The sequence below is a fragment of the Lentzea sp. NPDC059081 genome, assembly GCF_042738015.1.
Taxonomy (GTDB): Bacteria; Actinomycetota; Actinomycetes; order Mycobacteriales; family Pseudonocardiaceae; genus Lentzea.
On sequence record NZ_JBHYGW010000001.1, the window covers coordinates 918375 to 938460 of the forward strand.

The following is a 20086-nucleotide window of genomic DNA, read 5'->3' on the forward strand; positions in this document are numbered from 1 at the left end:
AGCCGTACGTCGTGATCGTCACCATTGAGCGGATTTCCGCTGGTAACGGCTGACACGGGCACGGTGCTGGTGTTGCCGGCGCCAGAGTGACCGGTGCGGGACACGGCTGATCCGTCGAGCGGGCCGGATGACCAGGTGGCTGACGGCGGTGTCGTGCAGCAGGTCAGGTCACGGGTGACCGTTCGCGGTACTCCCAGTCTTGTCCCGCCGGCGAGACCGAGCACGGTGTGCTGATCATCTCGACCTGTCTCCTCCGTCTGCTCGGGTCCAGGAGCCTGCGCACCAAGGCGGCGGCTGTGGGTTCGACAGCGGCAGCCAGGTCCCGGGCGCTCGGCGTGGTCATCTGATCGGTGAGCAGCGCGCCCGGCCGCGCGGTCAGGAAGCCGACCTCCGGGTGGTTGGCCGCCGCCCACCGCAGCAGGCCCTCCACCGCCGACTTCGCGGTGACGTAGTGCGGCCACTCCGCCGGCAGACCGGCCAGTGCGGCGGAGGAGATCGCCAGGCAACGGCCCCGCGAGACCTCCAGCAGGGGCAGCAGGGTGCTCAGCGGGACGGTCACCAGCCGGGTCGCCCGCGTCAGGTACTCGTCGAACCCCGGCAACGCGGCCGGAACGAAGTCGGCCCGCCGGACGGCCGGGGCGGCGTTGCACACGAGCAGGTCCAGCGACGTGAGCGTGGAACGCACTTCCAGTGCCCACGCGGGTTCGCCCGCGTCGCCCGCGACGAGGACCAGTTCGCCGGTCGTGGCCGTCACCTGCTCGCGCAGCGCGTCCACTTCGGGACCGGTGCCGCGGTGGCCCGCGAGCACCCGGCACCCCTGGTCCGCGAGGGCCAGCGTCAGACCGGCGCCCAGCCCCCTGGTGCCACCGACGACGACAGCGGTCTGCCCGGCCAGCGCGGCACCCGGCGCGAGCGACTCCCGGATGGCGCGCAGGCTCGGCAGCGGTGCCGGGTCCAGCACCATCGCCTCGATCTCGGCCTCGGCCACCGGCACGCCGCCGCAGCTCAGCACGCCCAGCACGGTCACCATGCCGAAGCGCGGATCGACGTCGTCGACCTCCGCGCGGTAGTCGAGCGCACCGGGCCGTGCGTCCGGGTGCACGCGCAACGTCACCCTGCAAAGCAGGCCGCGCCTGCCGGGGATCTCCATGCCGGCGAGAAAACTGCACCACATCAGGCTCACCAGCGGCAGCACGCCGAGCCTGCGCGCCGCGACGGGCCACCGCTCCGCCAGCGCCCGCACCGCCTCCGCAGGAGGACCGTAGGCCCCGGTGACCGCCATGCCCGGTTCGACGGCGCCGAGCGACAGGTCCGCGGAGGACGACCGCATCGGGCGGGCCAGGATCTCCGTGTCCTCCACCGCGTGCCCCGGTGTCACCGCGAGGTCGAGACAGACACGGCCGTGTTCCGACACGGTGATCCGCCGCGAACTCCCGGCGGCGCACTCGTAGCGGCGACCGGGGTACACCGGTTGCCGGAAGGTCACCTCCAGCCCGCCGACGGGCTCGTCGCCCGCGACCGCGTCCAGTGCGGCGACGCAGGCCAGCACGCCGTGCGCGATCGGTTCGTGGAACGGCGTACGGCGGGCGAACTCCGCGTCCCCGTGCAACGGGTTGCCGTCCCCGCTCGCCTTCCGGAACAGCGCGATGTCTTCGTCTGTCAACAGCACGACGGCCCCCGATCATTCTTCGCCGAAGGGCCGAATGATAGGGACGGACGTTGCCTTGCACCATCGCGCGCACCGTGGGTAGCGTCGCCCCGGCCGCGCTTCTTCCCCTTTCCGCAATTGCGATCACGCGCTTTCCCACAGCGATGGGCAGGTTCACATGAACGGCGATCCACGCCGGGCTCAGGACGTACTCGCCGCGATGCGGTCCGCCAGGTCCGGCCCACCCCGCACCACTGCGGCAATCCGGCCTGCCGACCCCTCAGACCAGGTCGGAGCGGCCGTGTTCACCGTGTTCACGGCCGTGCTCGGCCGCTCCGGCGTGGACCTGGACACGCCGTTCGGAGCCCAGGGCGGCGACTCCCTGCTCGCCGTTCGAATTCTGTCGAAATGCCGCCGAGCGGTCGGCGTCGAACTGCCGTTGCGCGAATTGGGGCAGTCGACCACACCACGTGAATTCATCAGCGCCGTGCGCGCGGAGCTCGGCAACTCCGGCGGGATCGAAGAAATGAGCACCGCACCGCGGGCGACTCCCGAAATGAACCGCGGTCAACGCGCGTTGCTCGGCGTGAACGCAGTGCATCCCGACGTGCCCGTCTACAACGTACCGGTCGAACTCACGCTGTCGGGCGAGCTCGACCAGGTGCGGCTGGAACGCGCGTTCACCGCACTCGTGCGGCGCCACGAGTCCCTGCGCTGCGTGTTCGACCTCGGTGGCGAGTTCCGGGTGCGGCTGGACGCGGCGGAGCCGGCCGTCGAGGTGGTGGACCTGAGCTCGCTGCCCGCCGAACGGCGCGGGGCCGAGTCCGGCCGGCAGGTGGAGACCGCGGCCCGCGCGGCGCTCGACCTGGCCGTCACGCCGATGCGGGTGTTCCTGATCCGGGAGAAGCCGGCACTTCACCGGCTCGTCATCGTCGTGCACCACGTGGTGTGCGACGGGATCTCGTTGCGGACCCTGCTGCGCGACCTGGTCCTGCTCTACCGCGACGGGGACGCGGCCGCGCTGCCCGAGCTCCGCTCCAGCCCGTTCGACCTGGCGCACCGGGAGAACGCCGAACTGACCGGCGCGGTGCGCGAGGACCTGGCCGGCCGGTGGCGGACGCTGCTCGCGGGAGCGCCCGAGCTGATCCAGCTCCCGCTCGAACGCCCACGCCCGCCCCGGCGCGGCACCGCGGGCGGTCGCGTGCCGCTCGTGGTGCCGGCGGACGTGCTGGCGCGCCTGCGCGAGACCGCGCTGGCCAACGGCACCACCGTCTTCGCCGTGCTGGCGAGCGCGCTCTCCCTCCTGCTACGCCGCTACACCGGGCAGGACGACGTCGTGCTCGGGTTCCCCGTCGCCAGGCACCTCCAGGACGAGCCCCTCGTCGGCTACCTCGGCAACACGGTGCCGATGCGGATCACCATCGACGACAACGCGACGGTGAGCGAGCTGCTCACCGTCGCGCACGAGGCGATCACCTCGTCACGGGAGCTCGCGGACCTGCCGTTCGGCGCGGTCGTGGAAGCCACCGGGCAGCGGCGCGACCCGAGCTACCACCCTGTCTTCCAGGTCGCCCTCGCACTGCTGACCGGGCTGGACGAGCTCGCGGAGGTGCCCGGCCTCGACATCCGCAGGACCGACCTCGCCACCGGCACCACCAAGTTCGACCTCAGCTGGTACTTCCAGGAGGTGCCGGACGGGCTGGACGGCTACGTCGAGTTCGCCGCCGACCTGTTCCCCGCCGAGCTCGTCAGCCGGATGGCGACGCACTTCGGCACCCTGCTCACCGCTCTCACCACCGCCGGGGACGACCGGGCGACGAGCCTGCCGCTGACCGGTGCCGACGACCGGCGCGAGCTGGTGCACGGGCTGAGCGGCCCGCACCGCGACCGGTCCGGCTGGGCGCCGGTGCACCGCATGTTCGCCGACCACGCGGCGTCCACGCCCGACCACCCGGCGCTGTGGTGCCGGGGCCGGGAGATCGGCTACGGCGAGCTCGACCGCGCCACCGACCGGCTGGCGGCACGGCTGGTGGCGCACGGGGTCCGGCCGGGACAGCTCATCGGCATCTGCGTCGAACGCTCGCCCGCGCAGATCACCGCCGTGCTCGCGGTGCTCAAGGCCGGAGCGGCCTACCTCCCGCTCGACCCCGCCTACCCCGCCGACCGGCTGGCCTACATGATCGACGACTCCGGTGTGCGGGTCGTGCTCACCACGGCCGGCACCGTGGACCGCCTCGGTGACGCGGCCGAGCGCGTCCTGCTCCTCGACATCGAGGACGACGACAACGGCGACGACGACGGCGAGGAGCACCCTGCGCCGCCAACGGTGGAGGTGCCGGAGAGTCAGCTGGCCTACGTCATCTACACGTCCGGGTCGACGGGCAGGCCCAAGGGGGTCGAGCTCACCCACGGCGGCGTCGCGAACGTGATAACCGCCTCGCGCGACGCGTTCGGCATCGACGGGTCGACGCGGGTGCTGCAGTTCGTGTCGTTCAGCTTCGACGCGTCGGTGTGGGAGATCTTCATGGGACTCGCGTGCGGGGCCACCCTGTGCCTCGGACCGCCCAACCACCAGGACGCCGAACAGCCGGTGGAGGACACCGTCCGCGAGTGCCGCGCGACGCTCGTGTACCTGCCACCGGCGATGCTCACCGTCATCGACCCCGCGCGGACGCCGTCGGTCCGGCTGGTGCTCACGGGCGGCGACCGGATCACGCCCGAGCTGCGCGACAGGTGGCTGCCGCACGCGCGGTTCTTCGCCGCGTACGGCCCCACCGAGGGCACGATCGTGCAGACCTGGGCCGAGTGCCGCTCCCCAGAGGGGCAACCGCCGATCGGCGACGCGTTCGACAACGTCCGCCTCTACGTGCTCGACCAGGACCTCGAACCCGTTCCGCGGGGAGCCGTGGGCGAGGTCTACGTCGGCGGCATCGCCGTGGGCCGCGGCTACCGCGCCAGGCCCGGCATGACCGCGGACCGGTTCGTGCCCGACCCGCACACCCCCGCCACCGGCGAGCGCATGTACCGCACCGGGGACCTGGTGCGGCGCAAGCTGAACGACGAGCTCGAGTTCTCCGGCAGGGTCGACCACCAGGTGAAGATCCGCGGCTACCGGATCGAGCTGGGCGAGGTCGAGGCAGCGCTGCGCGACGTCGGGCACGTCGAGGACGCCGTCGTGCGCGCGGAGACCGCGCCCAGCGGACGGCCGCTGCTGGTGGCGTACGTGCTGCCGGACCAGGAGGCCGCGATCACCGCGGAGGACGTGCGGCTGGCGTTGCGCGCCAAGCTTCCCGAACACATGGTGCCGACCCGTCTGCACCTGGTTCCGGTCTTCCCGCTGACGCCCAACGGCAAGGTCGACGTGCCGACGCTGCACCTGCTCGCCGACGTCGAGGCCGACGGCCTCGCGCGGCTGCTCGACCAGGTGGAGCGGCTCACCGGGGACGAGGCGGAGGCGTTCCTCGCCGATCGGGGGCCGGCGTGATCGCGCTGACCGGGACGTTCGTGCTCGACACGGTGACCGAGACGGTGTCGTGGTGGATGTCGAGGCTGCGGCCGGACGTGGAAGTCGCGCAGGCGCCCTACGGTCAGGTGCTCGAGTCGTTGCACGACCCGGCCGGCTTGCTGCGGACCAACACCGGGATCAACGTCGTGCTGGTGCGCCCCGACGACCTGATGCGCACCGGCGGTGACCGCCGCGTCGGTGATGTGGAGAGCGCCGACCGGTTGCTCGACCTGCTCGTGGCAGGGCTGACCACCGAGTTGCACGGCACCACCGCGGTGTGGCTGGTGGGCGTCCTGCCGCCGGCGCCCGCCACCGCCGCGCAACCCCTGACCCGTGAATGGGTCGACGCGGCCGCCACCCGCATCGCCGGCGTCGTCGCCGACACGCCATGGCTGCACCTGCTCGACCTCGCCGCCGCGGCCGAGCGCTACGACGTGGCAGCGCTGCACGACGAGTACGGCGACACCATCGGCCACCTCCCCTACACCGACGAGTACCTGGCCGCGGTGGGCACGGTGATCGCCCGCACGGCGGAGGCGCTGCGGGCGCGCCCGCGCAAGGTCGTGGTGCTGGACTGCGACAACACGCTGTGGCGGGGAGTCTGCGGCGAGGACGGCCCCGAGGGCGTCGTGCTGACCGAGCAGCACCTCTGGTTGCAGCGGTTCATGGCGGCGCAGCGCGCCAACGGGCGGCTGCTGTGCCTGTGCAGCCGGAACAACGAGGCCGACGTGCTCGCGGTGTTCACCGAACGCCCGGACATGGTCCTCCGGATCGACGACGTGACGGCGCGCCGGATCGGCTGGGGCCCCAAGCCTGCCGCGATCGCGGAACTGGCCGCGGAGCTCGGCCTCGCGGTGGACAGTTTCGTGTTCGTGGACGACGACCCCGTCGAGTGCGGGATGGTGCGCGCCGAACTGCCCGGCGTGGCGGTCGTGCAGGTACCGCGCGAGCCGGAGCTGATCAGGAGCGCTATCGAGCACGAGTGGGTGTTCGACCAGTTCGTGGTGACCGAGGACGACCGCCTGCGCGCCGACCGGTACGCCGCCGAGAGCCGGCGCAGGACCACGGCGGCCGCCAGCGCGGATCACGCCGAGTTCCTGCGCCGCTGCCGGATCGAGGTCGCGATCGAGCCGGTGGTCGAGTCCACCGTGGACCGGGTAGCGCAGCTCACCGCGAGGACCACCCAGTTCACCCTCACCGGCGAGCAGTTCACGGCGGGCCGGGTGTCGGCGTTCCTCGCCGGCGGCGGCCTCGGCTGGACGGTGCGGATGCACGACAGGTTCGGCGACTACGGGATCGTCGGCGCGCTGCTCGCCGAGCCTGCCGAGGACGCGCTCGACGTCCGGGTGCTGCTGATGAGCTGCCGGGTGCTCAACCGGGAGCTGGAGCACAGGATGCTCGAGTTCCTCGCCGCGCACGCCAGGTCCGCCGGGCGCACGTCGGTGCGGCTGCCGTTCCGGCCGACCGAGCGCAACACCCCGGCCCGGCTCTTCCTCGCCTCGGTGACCGGCGCCGACGTCCCGGCGGAGGACGCGACGTTCCGCCTGCCCGCGAAGGACTTCTGAGGACCGGCGGAGGAGCGCACCGGGCGAAGGTCCGGTGCGCCCCAGTCGCGCGGGCGAGCTCAGGCGAAGGCGTCCTTCAGCGACGCCGTCACGGCCTCCCGGTCGAGCTTCCCGCTCGGCGTCGTCGGCATCGACGGCAGCGCGGTGATCGACACCGGGGTGGACACCTCGGGCAGCGCCTCGCGGAGACGGCGGATCGTGTGCTCCTCGTCCAGCGCCACGCCGTCGACGAGGACCACCGCGGCGCGCAGCACCCTCGTGCCTCCCGCGCCCTCCACCACGACGGTGACCGCCGAGGCGATGCCGGGCAACGCGATCAGCTGCGCGTCCACTTCCGCGAGGTTGATCCGGATGCCCCGGAGCTTCACGTCGTCGTCGATCCGCGTGAGGAAGTGGACCCTGCCGTCCCGCAGGCGCACCAGGTCGCCGGTGCGGAACACCTTCGTGTGACCGTGGCCGGTCGGCGCGATGGCGGTGTAGCGGCGGGCGTTGAGCTCCGGTCTGTTCAGGTAGCCGAGGGCGACGGGGCGACCGGCGACGAGCAGTTCGCCGGCGTCCTCGCCGTCCTCGACGTCGACCAGCAGCTCGCAGCCCGGCAACGGCGCGCCGATCGGCGGCAGGGTCGGCCACCGGTCCGGCGGACCCTCCAGCACGTGCGCGGTGACCATCGCGCTCTCGCTCTGCCCGTAGTGGTTGACCAGCCGGCACCTCGGCAGCGCGGTGAACAGCGCGCGGATGTCGTCCGAGCACACGAGCTGCTCGCCCGCGACGTTGACCTCCACGAGGGCCAGCTCGTCGAGCGGCGCGCCGAAGCTCGCGGCCACCGCGATCATCTTGAGCGCCACGTAGGGCAGGAAGAGCCGTTCGACGCGGTGTTCAGCCAGCCACGCGAGCAACGCCGTCGGGTCGCGGCGCAGTCGTTCCGGCATGATCACCAGCGTCGCGCCGCCGTACAGGCCGCCGAATATCTCCTGGAACGACACGTCGAAGTTGAGCGGGGCGAACTGTGCGGTCCGCAGGTCGGGTTCCGGGGAGAAGACCGACTGCCAGTGCGCGACGCTGTCGAGACAACTGTGCTGCAGCACCACGCCCTTCGGCCAGCCGGTGGAACCCGACGTGTAGATCACGTAGACCGGCAGGCCTGGGTCGCACGTGTTGATCCACGGCGGAACGGGCTCCGCGGCGTGGTCGCCGGTGGGCTCCGGGATACGCACCGCGGTCGCGGTCGTGTCGAGTTCGAACGTCTCTCCCACGTGCAGCACGAGCCGTGCCGCGCTGTCCCGCAGCATGTGCTCCAGCCGGAGCCGCGGGTACTCGAGGTCGAGCGGGACGTAGGCGCAGCCGGACAGGGTCACGGCGAGCAGTGCGGCGACCGCGTCCGCGCCGCGCGGACAGGCGATGGCGACCAGGTCGCCTCGCCGGAGGCCGTGCGCGCGCAGCACCTCCGCCGTGCGCGCAGCCCAGGCGAGCAGCTCGCGGTAGGTCAGCACGCGGTCGCCGTCGATCACGGCGACGCGGTCGGGGTGGTTCGCGGCGACGGCCGGGATCCGCGCGGCCAGGCACGCGGGCTCGGTCGGCTCACCCCACAGCGACGTGGCACCGGTTGGCGCAGTGGTCTCGACGGGCATCAGGTACACCTCGCTGGGAGTAGGAGTGGTTTTCGGGAGCGGTGGCGTCCCGCCCGCGGGACGCCACCGGCGATCGGGATCAGCCCCTCGCGTTCTGCGCCATCCGCTCCCGCAGGCTGCGCGGGCGCATGTCCGTCCAGATCTCATCGATGTGGGCGAGGCACTCCTCGCGCGTGCCGCGTTTGCCCTCCGCGTGCCACCCGGCCGGCAGCGCGCGATCGGCCTGCCAGACCGAGTACTGCTCCTCGTCGTTGCGCACCACGATGTGCTCGTGCTGGTCGTCACTCATGTCGATCCCCCTGCTCTCGGTGTCAGTCCTGGACGAAGGTGCGGAAGACCCGCGTTCTGCCCGGCTTCGTCCTGCTTCCCTTGACCTTCAGGCCGGCCGGCGCACCGAGCGCCGACACGTGCACGCCTGCGGCGAGCACCTCCTCGACCGCAGCGAACCGCGCCGTCACGGTGGAGTCCTCCGCCACCGGCCGGTCGAGTTCCTGCTGACCCTCGTTCGCGAGGATCTCCCTCCGCCCCGGTCCGACGACAGCTCGAACCACACGTGCGAACCGCCCGGGAGGTGGTGGCGCTCGGCCGCGGCAGTCCGGCCAGCGCGTTGTCCGCCGTCGTCACCAGGTGAACGCCGGCGTGCAAGCGCGTGGCACCTCCCGGGGGAAGTCCACCTCCACCTCGGCCGGGCACAGCTCGCTGTCCGACGGGTACATCGGCTCAGTCCGCACTCGAGCTCCCCCGCCGCTCACCGCTCCACCGTTCGAGCTGGTCGCGTTCCGCCCTGGTGAGGATCGGCAGGCACCACACCACTTCCTCTGGCCGGTGGACCGCCGATTCGAGCAACACCAGGAAGTTCTGCGCCATCCTGTGCACCGTCGCCTCGTCGAACAACGCCTTCGACCAGTGGAACGCACAGCGCAGTCCCTCGCCGCGCAACGCCGTGAACGACAGTTCGTACATGAGGTGCCCGGTGGTGGACGCGATGGGCTCAAAGCTCACACCCGCGGCCTCCCGCACCCCGCCACCGTTGTCGTGCAGCAGCTGGAAGGTCACCTGGAAGAGCGGGCTCGCACCCTCGATCCGCTGCGGCCGCAGGGCGGAGACCAGCTGGTCGAACGGCAACCGCTGGTGCGCCAGCGCGTCCAGCACGTGCCGGCGTACCCGGCCCACCAGTTCGGTGAACGTCGGCTGCCCGCTCACGTCGACCGGCGAGGGCAGCAGCGTGGCGAAGAAGCCGACCACGTCCTCGAACTCGGTGCCGGTCCTGCCGGCGCCGGCCGTGCCCACCGCGAACCTCTCCTGCCCCGAGTAGCGGGCGAGCAGCACCTGGAACGCCGCCATCACGACCATGTTCAGCGTCGCGCCGCACCGGCCGGCCAGCTCCTCGAGGGCGAGCACCACCTCGCCGGGAACGGAGATCTCGAGTCCCGCCGCGACGGCGTCCCGCTCCGCCGACCGGTTCCGGTCCAACGGCAGTTCCAGCACCGGCGCGGCGTCCGCGAGCTCGCGCCGCCAGAAGCCGATCTCCTCCTCCACCACGTCCGCGGTCAGCGTCTCCTGTTCCCACAGCGTGAAGTCCGCGTACTGCAGGGAGGGCGGTGGCAGTTCACCGTCCTTTCCGGACACCAGCGCGTCGTACAGCCCGATCAGCTCTCTCAGCACGAGGTCCACCGACCATCCGTCCGCCACGAGGTGGTGCACCACGAGCCCGAACACGTGGTCGTCGACCGCCAGGCGAACCAGCGCGGCACGCACCAGCGGGCCCCGCTCGAGGTCGAACGGGCTCTCCGCGAGCGCGTCGAGCCCGGCCAGGTCCGCCGGCCGTTCGAGGCGCACTTCCAGGTGTGGCAACACGATCTGCCGCAGTGCGCCGTCCAGCTCCCGGAACACCGTGCGCAGCGCTTCGTGCCGGGCGACGAGGCGGCTCACCGCCGTCGCCAGCGCGCCAGGACGCACGCGGCCGCGCAACCGAAGGTTTGCGGTGATGTGGTAGCTGGAACCGAGTTCCTGGGTCTGCTCCTGCAGCCACAGCTGGGCCTGGTTGCGCGAGGGCGGGAACACGTAGGCGCCCTTGAGGTCCATGCTCATCGAGTCCCCCGCTCCTGGGCGGAGGCCAGGGTCGCCGCGTGCGCCAGCACCGCGAACGCCTCCTCGAACGCCTTCGTCAGCACCTCCACCGAGGTGTCCCGGTACTGCGAGCGCGAGTAGGAGACGCCGATCGCCAGGGTCGAGTCCCCCAGCTCCGCCACGATCTTGAGGTCATGGCTGCGCAACAGCTCGTCCTGGACGTCCGCCTCGTACGGCGCGGTCCGGAAGAGCCCCTCCCGGCTCAGCGCCGACCGCTTGCCGCGGTAGTTCAACCGGATCCCGGCGTCGCGGCTCAGCGCCTCGCGCACCGCGGGGTCCGGGTCGAGGTACCGGAGAACGCCGTACCCGAGACCTTCGTCCGGCCGGGAGGCGAGGTGCAGCGAGACCTCGTCGACCAGCCGCGCCGCGCGGCCGGGATCGGCCAGCTCGGTGAGGTCGCAGCCGTGCACCACGACGGGGGCGAGGATCACGTACCACCCGATGCCGTCCAGTGAGGACGGCAGGTCCGGCCGTGCGACCCGGCCGTGGTGCTGCAGGTCGATCAGCGTGCGGCTCTCGCCGCTCCACTCGCGGAAGGCGACGGCGAGCGCGCCGAGCAGGACCGGCTGGACCAGCGCCGGGGTCAGGTCGCCGAGAGAGATCTCCCTCGGCGACCACCCCTCCGGCTCGCCGGACGGTTCCACGTCGAAGTCACGCGGCAGCGTCGTCGTGGCCGATGCCAGCACATCGGTCCACCACGGCAGCTGCGCGCGCAGCACGCCGGACCGAGCCAGTCCGGACAGCGCCCGCGCCCAGGCGAGCGAGGAGGGCGCGGGGGCGAACCGGGGTGTGCCGCCCCGCTGCACCGCCCGGTAGGCCTCTTCGAGATCACCCATGAAGACCGCCAACGACACCGCGTCGGTCACCAGGTGGATCGACTCGTACAGCACGCGCCGCCGGTCCGGCGACACCTCCAGCCGCCACAGCGGGCCGTGCTCGACGTCGAACGCGCGGGGCCGGGGTCCGAGCACGATCCCGCCCGCCGGTGGCCCCGGCACCTGCCGCCACCCGTCCCGGCCGTGGGTGAACCTGACCCGCAGCGCCTGGTGGCGTTCCACGACCGCCGCGAGCGCCTTCTCCAGCAGCACGAGGTCCAGCGGTTCGGTCGCGATGAACAGCTCGTGCGCGACGAACTCCAGCCCGCGTTCCAGCGCCCACTGCTGAACGGGGATCAGCGGCGCCTCTCCCTGCTCCTCTGGCACCAGCTCCTCCCGCACGGCGTCGCGCACCCCGGCCGCGAGGTCGGCCAGGGTGCGGGACTTCAGCACCTGCCCGGCGTCGATCCGCAGTCCCGCGTCCGCGGCCCGCCTGGCGACCGCCATCGCCATCATCGAGTCACCCCCGAGCGCGAAGAAGTTGTCCAGGGCACCGACCCGCGGCAGGCCGAGCACCTCCGACCAGATCGCGGCGAGCCGCGCGGTGGCGGGATCGGCGTCCCCGGCGGACCCGGTCGTCGCCGGACGCCAGTGCGGCAGAGCGCGGCGGTCGACCTTCCCGTTGGCGTTGACCGGCATCCGGCCGAGCCGCACGAACCCCGACGGCGTGAGGTAGTGCGGCAGGACGGCCGCGACGAACTCCCGCAGGTCGCTCTCTTCGACCGCGGTCCTGGTCACCACGTGCGCGATCAACCGGCGCGTCTCGCCGTCCCGCTGGACGACGACCTCGGCCTGCTCGACGTCGGGGTGGCGTTCGACGGCGGCCCTGACCTCCTCCAGCTCGACGCGGTGGCCGTTGATCTTCACCTGGTCGTCGGTCCTGCCGGCGAACTCCAGCGTGCCGTCCGGACGCCACCAGGCGATGTCGCCGGTGCGGTAGGCGCGCGACCCCGCGGGCCCCGCGGGGTCCGGCACGAACCGGTCCGCCGTCAGCCCGGGCTGTCCGAGGTATCCCGCGGCCAGGCTGGTACCGCTGACGTGGATCTCCCCGCGCACGCCGATCGGCACCACCTCGCCGTGCCGGTCGAGCACGCGCACCACGCAGCCGTCGCGGGGCGAGCCGAGCGTCACGGCGGACGGCATCCGTTCCATGGCGAGGTAGGTGGTCACGACGGTGCACTCCGTGGGCCCGTAGACGTTGACGACCACGTCGGCCAGCCCGCTCTCGAACGCCGCCGCGACCGCCCGCGGACTCGCCGCGTCGCCGCCGAAGGCGATCCTGCGCAGACGCAGACCGGGCGGCACCGGCCGCGCGGCGAGCTCGTTGAACAACGGCGTGGGCAGCATCGAGGCGGTGATCCGCTCGGCCGCGAACGCGGCGAGCAACCGGTCGGGCGAGGACCTGACGTCGTCGTCGAAGACCACCAGCGCGGCTCCGCCGAGCAGCGCGCACCAGATCTCCAGGACCGCGGCGTCGAAGCTCGCGGTGACGACCTGTGCCGCCCTGTCACCCGGTCCCAGCGGGTACAGCCCCGGATCCGCGACCAGGGCGACGACCGAGGCGTGCGGGACGACGACCCCCTTGGGCCGCCCGGTGGAGCCGGAGGTGTAGATGACATAGGCGTTCTCGGCGGCGTCGACCACCGGCAGCACTTCATCGGCGGGCCCGACGCGGTCGATGGGCACGAAGGCCGTGCCCACGCCGGGATCCCGCACGCCGACGACGCACTCGCAGCCCGAGTCGGCGGCGAGCGCACGCACCCGCTCCCGCGGCAGCCCGGGGTGCAGCGGCAGGTAGCACCCGCCGGCCTTGGTCACCGCCAGCATCGCGGCGATGTGGTCGACGCCGCGGTGCAGCAGCACACCGACCACGGCCCCGCGGGAGATCCCGGCCGCCGAGATCGCCTTGGCCAGGCCTTCCGCGCGGACGTCCAGCTGCCCGTAGGTGAGCGCCTGCCGTCCGTCGGACACGGCAGGGGCGCCGGGTTGCCGTGCGGCCACCTCCGCCACCAGGACGTGCAACGGCCGGGCGGTCATCGCGTGCCTCCGCTCTGCCTCAGCTCGCGGACCGGCCTGCGGACCGCTCTGCCCGGCGCCGGTCCGGCCCCGCCCGCGGCGGTGGCGTCCACCGCCGCGGCCAGGTCGCGCACGGTCGGATGGGTGAGCACGACAGCGACCTCGACGGCGCTTCCGATCTCCGCCCGGATCCGGGCGGAGACGCGCAGGGCGGTCAGGGAGTCGCCTCCCAGGGCGAAGAAGCCGTCCGTCACCCCGACCTCCTCGACGCCCAGCACCTCGGCGAACACGTCCGCCAGCGCCCGTTCCAGCGTCGTCGCGGGCGGCACGACCCTGCCCAGGTCGGCAGGCCTGCCACGCGGGCCGCCGTCCTCACTCACCCCGGCCCAGTGCCGCACGCGTCGCAGCGGATGGCCGGGCAACGGGGTCAGGAGCGGCTTCCGGCCGTCGTGCAACGATTCCCAGCGCACGGACTCCCCGGCGCACCAGGCCCGCGCCGCGGCGACGAGCACCTCGGGTCCCGAATGGACGGACGGCGCGATGTCCTGCTCCAGCGCGGTGATCAGCTCGCCGACGTCGGCGGCCACGTACGCCTTGCGGTGCGCGAACTCCCCGCGTCCCGTCTGCAACGTCCAGGCGACGCTCGCGAGGGACTGACCGGGGTTCGACCGGAGGTGCTCGGCCAGGACGAGCGCGGAGTCCCGCAGTGCCTGTTCGGACTTGGCCGACAACGGCACGAGGTGCGGTCCTCCCGCCACGGCGACCGGCTCCGGCGGTGCCTCCTCCACGACGACGTGGACGTTGGTGCCGCCCGTGGTCGCCGAGGTGATCCCGGCCCGGCGGGGGTGTCCGGGAGACGGCCAGGCGGCCGGGTCGCGCAGCACGTCCAGTCCCGCGAGGTCGGGGGTCACCGCGCCGGACGGCTCGGTGAAGTGCAGCACCGGCAGCAGCGTGCGGTGCCTGATCTGCAGCACCGCCGCCAGCAGTGCGGCCAGTCCGGACACCGCGTCGGTGTGCCCCACCGCCGCCTTCACCGCGCCGAGCGTCCTCCTGCCGGGGCCGAACACCTCCGCGGTGGCGTCGAACTCGATCGCGTCACCGAGCGGCGTGCCGATCGCGTGCGCCTCCACTCGGTCCACAGTGGACGGATCGAGTTCCGCGGCCTCGTACGCGGCGCGCATCACCGCCACCAGACCGGCCCCACTGGGTGTGCTGAAGCCCATCTTGCGCCTGCCGTCGTTGCGCACGGCCGAACCGCGGACCACCGCGAGGACGCGGTCGGTGCCCACGACGTCCTCCAGCCTGCGCAGCACCACGACCGCGACGCCGTCCGAGGGCGCGCTGCCCGCCGCGTCTCGGTCGAACGGACGGGTGTGCCCGTCGGGCGAAAGCCGGCCGTCCTGCGTGTGAAGGTAGCCCTTCCCCCGTTGTGCGGAAACGCAGACGGCACCTGCGAGAGCCATGTCGCACTCGAAGTTCAGCAGGCTCTGCGCGGCGAGGTGGACGGCGAGCAGCGACGTCGAGCAGCCGGCCTGCACCGTCACGGACGGGCCCGTCAGCCCGAGGTGGTAGGCGACCCTGCTGGTGAGGTAGTCGCCGTCGTTGCCGTAGGGCGTCGACGGCTCGATCCCGGCTTCGCGCAGCAGCGGCAGGTACGTGTTCGCGCTCGCGCCGCCGAACACGCCGATGTCACCGGCGAACCGGGCGGGATCGTGCCCCGCGTGCTCCAGGGCCTGCCAGCACGACTCCAGGAACACCCGGTGCTGCGGGTCGATGCTCCGCGCGTCCTCCGAGGAGATCCCGAAGAACTCGGCGTCGAACAGGTCCGCGCCCCGCAGGGTGCCGCCTGCCGGCACCCACCGCGGGTCCGCCAGCCAGGCCTCGTCCGCTCCCGCGCGCCTCGCCTCCTCCTCGCAGAAGAACGAGACGAGCTCCCTGCCCGCCCTGAGCGCGTCCCAGAACGCCTCGACGCCGTCCACGTCCGCGAAGCGGCACGACGCGCCGACGATCGCGACCGCCGGCGGGCCCTCGTCGGAGCCGAAGTCGTGGTCCATCACCTGTTCCCCTCCGTCGCGAGCACGGTCCAGCTCGTCAGCTCCTCGTGCAGGAACCCGGCCGGCCAGTCGCTCTCCTGCTCCTCGTCCTCGCAGGGCAGCGGCCAGTCCCCGACCCGGTCGCCGTCGTGCGCCACGACGTGCCGCAACGCGACGACGAGGTGCTCGGCGAAGATCTCGGCGAACTCGCGGTCGAACCGCTGGTCGCTCCACTCGAGCACGCACCGCAGGCGGCCGCCGGTGAGCACGCAGTCCAGCGAGAGGTCGAACTTCGCGGTGCCGGCACGCAGGTCGAGCCGCGACACCGCGAGTCCGCGCAGCCGCAGGCCGTTCACCGCGACCGCGCCGCCGTCCTCGGCTCCGTAGGCGAACATCACCTGCATCACCGGGTCCCTGCCCGGTGCGCGGAGTCCGGGGAGTGCCGCGACCAGGTGGTCGAACGGAACCCTTTTGCGCGCCAGCGCGTTGCCCGTCGTCTCCCGCACCCTGTCCAGCGCGGTCGCGCCGGTCGGGTTGTCCTGCCAGCGCAGCCGCAGCGGCAACGAGTTGATCAGCACCCCGACGACGTGCTCCAGGCCGGGCCGGTCCCGCAACGTCACCGGCGTGCCGACGACCACGTCCGGCTGGCCGCTCCACCGGTGCAACACCCCGCCGAACACCATCAGCAGCACCATGAACGGCGTGGCCTGGTGGTCGCGGGCGAAGGCCAGCACGGACGCCGTCTCGGCCTCCGTCAGCTCCACCGCGTGCGTTCCGCCCTGCCACGAGGGCCGATCGCCCGCCGCCGGGGCCGGCAGGTCGATCGCGGCCGGAGCACCGGCGAGCTCCTCGCGCCAGAACCCCAGCTGCCCGGCGTAGTCGGTTCCCGCGATCCACTCGTGCTCCCACGCCGCGTAGTCCGCGTACTGCAACGGGAGTTCCGGCAACAGAGCGGGCGCGCCGACGCACGCGGCGCGGTAGAGGACCTCGAGCTCGGTCCACAACAGCTCGACCGACACGCCCTCCACGACGATGTGGTGCAGTGCGACGCTGAGCATGTGCCGCCCGGCGCCGAGCCGGAGCACGAGCACCCGCAGCAGGGCCGGGCGCGTGAGGTCGAACGGCGTACCGCTCTCCCGGTCGATCGCGGCCAGGGCGGTCTCCTCGTCCGCGGCGTTCTCGACCCGCAGCACCGGCGGGACCACGTCGTGGATGACCTGGTGGATCTCCTCCCCGTGGCCGAGGAACCCGGTCCTCAGCGCCTCGTGCCGCGCGACCAGGCCGTCGAGCGCCTCGGCCAGCGCGGCCACGTCCAGCTCGCCCCGCAGCTCGAACGCGTGCGTGATGAGGTAGGCGGGGCTCGCCGGATCGAGCGCCTGGGTGAGCCACAGCCCGCGTTGCGCGCTGCCCGCGGGAACGAGGACGCAGTCGTCCGGCAGGTCGTCGAACGGGCTCGCCCCGCCCGTCGCGGTGTCATCGGTCGTCACGTCGGCTCCTCGCTCGCCGGAGGCGTTCCCGCCGTGCCACCGCGCGTTCTCCGGCGGCGTCCGTCCCGGCTCCGGTGTCCGTGACGGTTCCGGGGTCCGCCGCGGCGGACCCGTCGGCCAGGTGGACGGCGAGGGCGTCGATGGTGGGAAAGCGGAACAGGTCGGTCACCGACAACCCGGTGACGCCGCGCACGGTCAGCGCGGCGTTCAGCTTGATCAGCAGCAACGACGTCCCCCCTGCCTCGAAGAAGCTCACGTCCGGCGAGACCTCGGCCACGGCCAGCGTCTGCGCCCAAGCCGCGTGCACCAGGTCGTGCCAGTAGCCGGGAGGCCTGTCCCGCGGGGGCGGCGCGACGGGCACCGGCACCTCCGGCAGGCGCAGAGCGGACCTGTCGGTCTTGCCGTTGCCGTCGACCGGCATCTCGTCGACCGGTACCAGCTCGTCGGGCACCATGTGCGCCGGGAGCTCGTACCGCAGGTGTGCCTCGACCCCGGCCAGGAACGCGTCGTCCACGGCCCCGGCCGCGTGCAGGAACCCGACGAGCCGCGGGTCCTGCCCTCGCCGGTCGACGACGACGGCGGCTTGGCGCACGCCCGGCGCGTTCGCGAGGACGCCCTCGACCTCGCCCGGCTCCACCCGGTAGCCGAGCAGCTTGAGCTGGTCGTCCAGCCTGCCCACCAGCTCCAGGACCCCGTCGGCCCGCCAGAACGCCAGGTCTCCCGTGCGGTACCAGCGCTCTCCGTGCCCGGACGGGTCCGGCACGAACCGGTCCGCGGTGAGCCCGGGAGCACCGAGGTAGCCGCGGGCGACGCCGGCCCCGCCGATCACCAGCTCTCCCCGCACGCCCACCGGCAACGGGCGGAGGTCGGAGTCGACGACGTGTGCGGTGGTGTTCGCGATCGGTACGCCGATCGGGACCACGTCCCCGATCCCCGGTGCGTCGGCGATGAACGCGGTGGAGCCGACCACGGTCTCGGTGGGCCCGTACTCGTTGACGACCCGTGGTCGCGGTGAGCGCGAGACCAGCCCGCGCACCTGTCCGGCGGGCAGGTTCTCACCGCCGAGCACCACGACGCCGGGAAGTTCGGCGTCGCCCGCGTGGTCCAGCAGTGCCCGCAGGTGACTCGGCGTGGTCTTCACCATCCGGTAGCCGTCGCCGAGGTGCGGGGCGGCGGCGAGGGGCCCGGCCGACTCGGGCAGCACGTGCACCCGCGCTCCCGCGTGCAGCGGGCCGAGCAGGCTGGTGATCGCCAGGTCGAACGCGACGGAGGTGTGCAGCGGGACCGTCGTGCCCGGCTCGAGGCCGTACTCGGACACGGCCCAGTCCAGGTAGTTCGCCAGGCCGCCGTGGGTGATCATCACGCCCTTCGGCCGCCCGGTCGATCCGGAGGTGTGGATGACGTAGGCCAGCGCGTCCGCCGAGGGCACGACGTCGGCGACCGTGGCGAGGCCGGTGTCCTGCACGGCGTCGCCGACCACGACCGTCGTGCCGTCCCAGCCTCCGGCGTCCGCCGCGTCTTCGACGACCAGCGCCCGGCACCGCCGCAGGACGCCCTGCCGCCGGCCCTCGGGGTCCCGCGGGTCGATCGGCGCGAACGCGGCTCCCGCGCGGAGGACTCCCAGTACCGCCACCAGGAGATGTGCCGATCGCGGCATGCTGATCGCAACCAGGTCCTCCTGCCCGATGCCGCGCGCTCGCAGGTCGGCGGCCAGCGCACCGGCGGCGGCCCACAGGTCGCGGTAGGAGAGCTCGCGCGTGCCGTCGTCGACGGCGACGGCGTCCGGTCGCGCGGCCACGTGCTCGGCCACCCGCGCCGGCAGACCGGTGCCCCCGCGGGGTCGCGGGCCGGTGGTCCAGCGGGCCAGCCGCTCGCGGTCGCCCTCCGGGATCGCGGGCAGGTCCGCGAGCAGCCCCCGCGTGCCCGCCGCGGTGATCAGCTCGTCGAAGTGGGCGGCGAAGCGGGACGCGACCTCCGAAGGGATCGCCTCGGTGTCGTACTCGACGAAGACGCGCGCGCCCTCGTCTCCGACCTCGACCCGCACCGAGAGCCCGAACGTCGTGACGCCGGGGTGGATGAACCGGTCGGTCGCCTCCAGCCGTCCCAGCGCGAACGTGGCCGGTGCCCACGTCTCCACGGCGAGGGTCACCGCGTGCATGGGGTCGAAGTCGGAGCTGCTCACGCCACCCGACATCGCGGCCCGCACCTCCCCCGGCGGCACCTGCGCGTGCATGATCGCGTTCAGCACGGCGGGCCGGACCCTGCCGAGCAGCTCGTCGAAGTCCCGGCACCCGCCGACGTCCACGACGATCGGCAGGCTGTTCACGAAGAACCCGACCGAGCGCTCGACGTCGGGTTCGAGGCGCGTGCCGACGGGCGTCGAGAAGAACACCCGGTCCCGGCCCGTCCACCTGCTCAGCAGCAGCACGAACAGAGCGACCACCGCCATGTTCGGGGTGGCGCCGGCCGCCGCCGCCTTCGCCAGCAGTCCCCGCAGTGCGTCCGACCGGACCTCCTGGTGCAGCGCGCCGACCGGTCCCATCAGGTCGCGGCGTCCGGCTCCGGGCAGCGGGGTGTGCAGCGAGGGGATCTCCTCCAGCGACCGCAGCCACCGGCGGCTCATGCGCTGTCCGCCCGCGTCCCACCACGCCCGTTCACGCCGGGAGAAGTCCGCGTACGGCGTGCCGGGCTCCGGCAGGTCCGGTTCGCGGCCGTCGCTGTAGGCCGCGTACGCGAGTGCCAGCTCCTCCCTGATGATCAGGAACGACCAGGAGTCGCACGCCGAGTGGTGGACGTTCATCACGAACACGTGGTGGCCGGGCCCCACCCGGCCGAGCAGCGCGCGGAACGCCAGGTCCTCCGCGAGGTCGAACGGCCGCTTCAGCAGCGCGCGCACCTGGTCGAGGTCCGGTTCCGCGACCCGCGCCAGCTCGAACCGCTCGATCGGCACGGGACGCGGCCGCTCGACCCGTTGCCGCAGACCGGACCCGTCCAGGTGCAACGTCGTGCGCAACGGCTCGTGCCTGCGCACCAGCAGGTCCACCGCCGACTGCAGCGCCCCGACGTCCAGCTCACCGCGCAGCTCCCACATGCGCACGGTGTGGAACCCCGCCGTACCGGGAGACACCTGCTCGGCCAGCCACAGCTGCTCCTGCCCGAACGACGCGCGCTCCGACCGGATCACCCGACCGGACATGTC

Annotated in this window: 11 protein-coding genes; 2 read left to right on the forward strand and 9 right to left on the reverse strand. The window is 73.0% G+C overall.

What is annotated here, in order from left to right:
* Window positions 1-163 precede the first annotated feature (163 nt).
* Complete coding sequence (locus ACFWV3_RS03805; RefSeq protein WP_382407879.1) at window positions 164-1663, reverse strand: SDR family NAD(P)-dependent oxidoreductase; 1500 nt, start codon at window positions 1661-1663, stop codon at window positions 164-166.
* A 286-nt stretch (window positions 1664-1949) separates the two neighbouring features.
* On the opposite strand from ACFWV3_RS03805, the gene ACFWV3_RS03810 reads away from it, so the two are divergent.
* Window positions 1950-5132, forward strand: coding sequence for an amino acid adenylation domain-containing protein (locus ACFWV3_RS03810; protein WP_382407881.1), 3183 nt, complete (start codon window positions 1950-1952; stop codon window positions 5130-5132).
* Window positions 5129-6718 (forward strand): HAD-IIIC family phosphatase, encoded by a 1590-nt coding sequence (locus ACFWV3_RS03815; protein ID WP_382407883.1) that lies wholly within the window; start codon window positions 5129-5131, stop codon window positions 6716-6718. The genes ACFWV3_RS03810 and ACFWV3_RS03815 overlap by 4 nt, the downstream gene beginning before the upstream one ends.
* A gap of 59 nt (window positions 6719-6777) precedes the next feature.
* Here ACFWV3_RS03815 and ACFWV3_RS03820 read toward each other — a convergent pair whose 3' ends face one another.
* The 8 genes from ACFWV3_RS03820 to ACFWV3_RS03855 all read right to left on the reverse strand — a co-directional run bounded on the left by ACFWV3_RS03820 (window position 6778) and on the right by ACFWV3_RS03855 (window position 20083).
* Window positions 6778-8346 carry an AMP-binding protein gene (locus tag ACFWV3_RS03820; protein WP_382407885.1) on the reverse strand — a complete coding sequence of 523 codons (1569 nt, stop codon included), beginning with the start codon at window positions 8344-8346 and terminating at the stop codon, window positions 6778-6780.
* Between the two features lie 79 nt (window positions 8347-8425).
* Window positions 8426-8635 carry an MbtH family protein gene (locus ACFWV3_RS03825; RefSeq protein ID WP_382407887.1) on the reverse strand — a complete coding sequence of 70 codons (210 nt, stop codon included), beginning with the start codon at window positions 8633-8635 and terminating at the stop codon, window positions 8426-8428.
* A 22-nt stretch (window positions 8636-8657) separates the two neighbouring features.
* On the reverse strand, window positions 8658-8897 hold the full coding sequence (locus tag ACFWV3_RS03830; protein ID WP_382407889.1) for a hypothetical protein: 240 nt from the start codon (window positions 8895-8897) through the stop codon (window positions 8658-8660).
* A gap of 169 nt (window positions 8898-9066) precedes the next feature.
* Window positions 9067-10437, reverse strand: a complete 1371-nt coding sequence (locus ACFWV3_RS03835; protein ID WP_382407891.1) for a condensation domain-containing protein — start codon at window positions 10435-10437, stop codon at window positions 9067-9069.
* Window positions 10434-13388 (reverse strand): amino acid adenylation domain-containing protein, encoded by a 2955-nt coding sequence (locus ACFWV3_RS03840; protein ID WP_382407896.1) that lies wholly within the window; start codon window positions 13386-13388, stop codon window positions 10434-10436. The genes ACFWV3_RS03835 and ACFWV3_RS03840 overlap by 4 nt, the downstream gene beginning before the upstream one ends.
* Entirely contained in the window at window positions 13385-15421 is a 2037-nt protein-coding gene (locus ACFWV3_RS03845; protein WP_382407898.1) for a beta-ketoacyl synthase N-terminal-like domain-containing protein, read from the reverse strand. Before ACFWV3_RS03845 ends, ACFWV3_RS03840 begins: the two co-directional genes overlap by 4 nt.
* A complete protein-coding gene (locus ACFWV3_RS03850) occupies window positions 15421-16887 on the reverse strand; it encodes a condensation domain-containing protein (protein ID WP_382407900.1) in 1467 nt (488 codons plus the stop codon). Before ACFWV3_RS03850 ends, ACFWV3_RS03845 begins: the two co-directional genes overlap by 1 nt.
* Window positions 16874-20083, reverse strand: coding sequence for an amino acid adenylation domain-containing protein (locus tag ACFWV3_RS03855; protein WP_382407902.1), 3210 nt, complete (start codon window positions 20081-20083; stop codon window positions 16874-16876). Before ACFWV3_RS03855 ends, ACFWV3_RS03850 begins: the two co-directional genes overlap by 14 nt.
* Window positions 20084-20086 lie beyond the last annotated feature (3 nt).

Excerpts from the sequence above, each read along its gene's own strand:
- ACFWV3_RS03835 (WP_382407891.1), bottom strand. The coding sequence starts at position 10,437 with ATGAGCATGGACCTCAAGGGCGCCTACGTGTTCCCGCCCTCGCGCAAC.
- ACFWV3_RS03840 (WP_382407896.1), bottom strand. The coding sequence starts at position 13,388 with ATGACCGCCCGGCCGTTGCACGTCCTGGTGGCGGAGGTGGCCGCACGG.
- ACFWV3_RS03825 (WP_382407887.1), bottom strand. The coding sequence starts at position 8,635 with ATGAGTGACGACCAGCACGAGCACATCGTGGTGCGCAACGACGAGGAG.
- ACFWV3_RS03820 (WP_382407885.1), bottom strand. The coding sequence starts at position 8,346 with ATGCCCGTCGAGACCACTGCGCCAACCGGTGCCACGTCGCTGTGGGGT.
- ACFWV3_RS03855 (WP_382407902.1), bottom strand. The coding sequence starts at position 20,083 with ATGTCCGGTCGGGTGATCCGGTCGGAGCGCGCGTCGTTCGGGCAGGAG.
- ACFWV3_RS03845 (WP_382407898.1), bottom strand. The coding sequence starts at position 15,421 with ATGGACCACGACTTCGGCTCCGACGAGGGCCCGCCGGCGGTCGCGATC.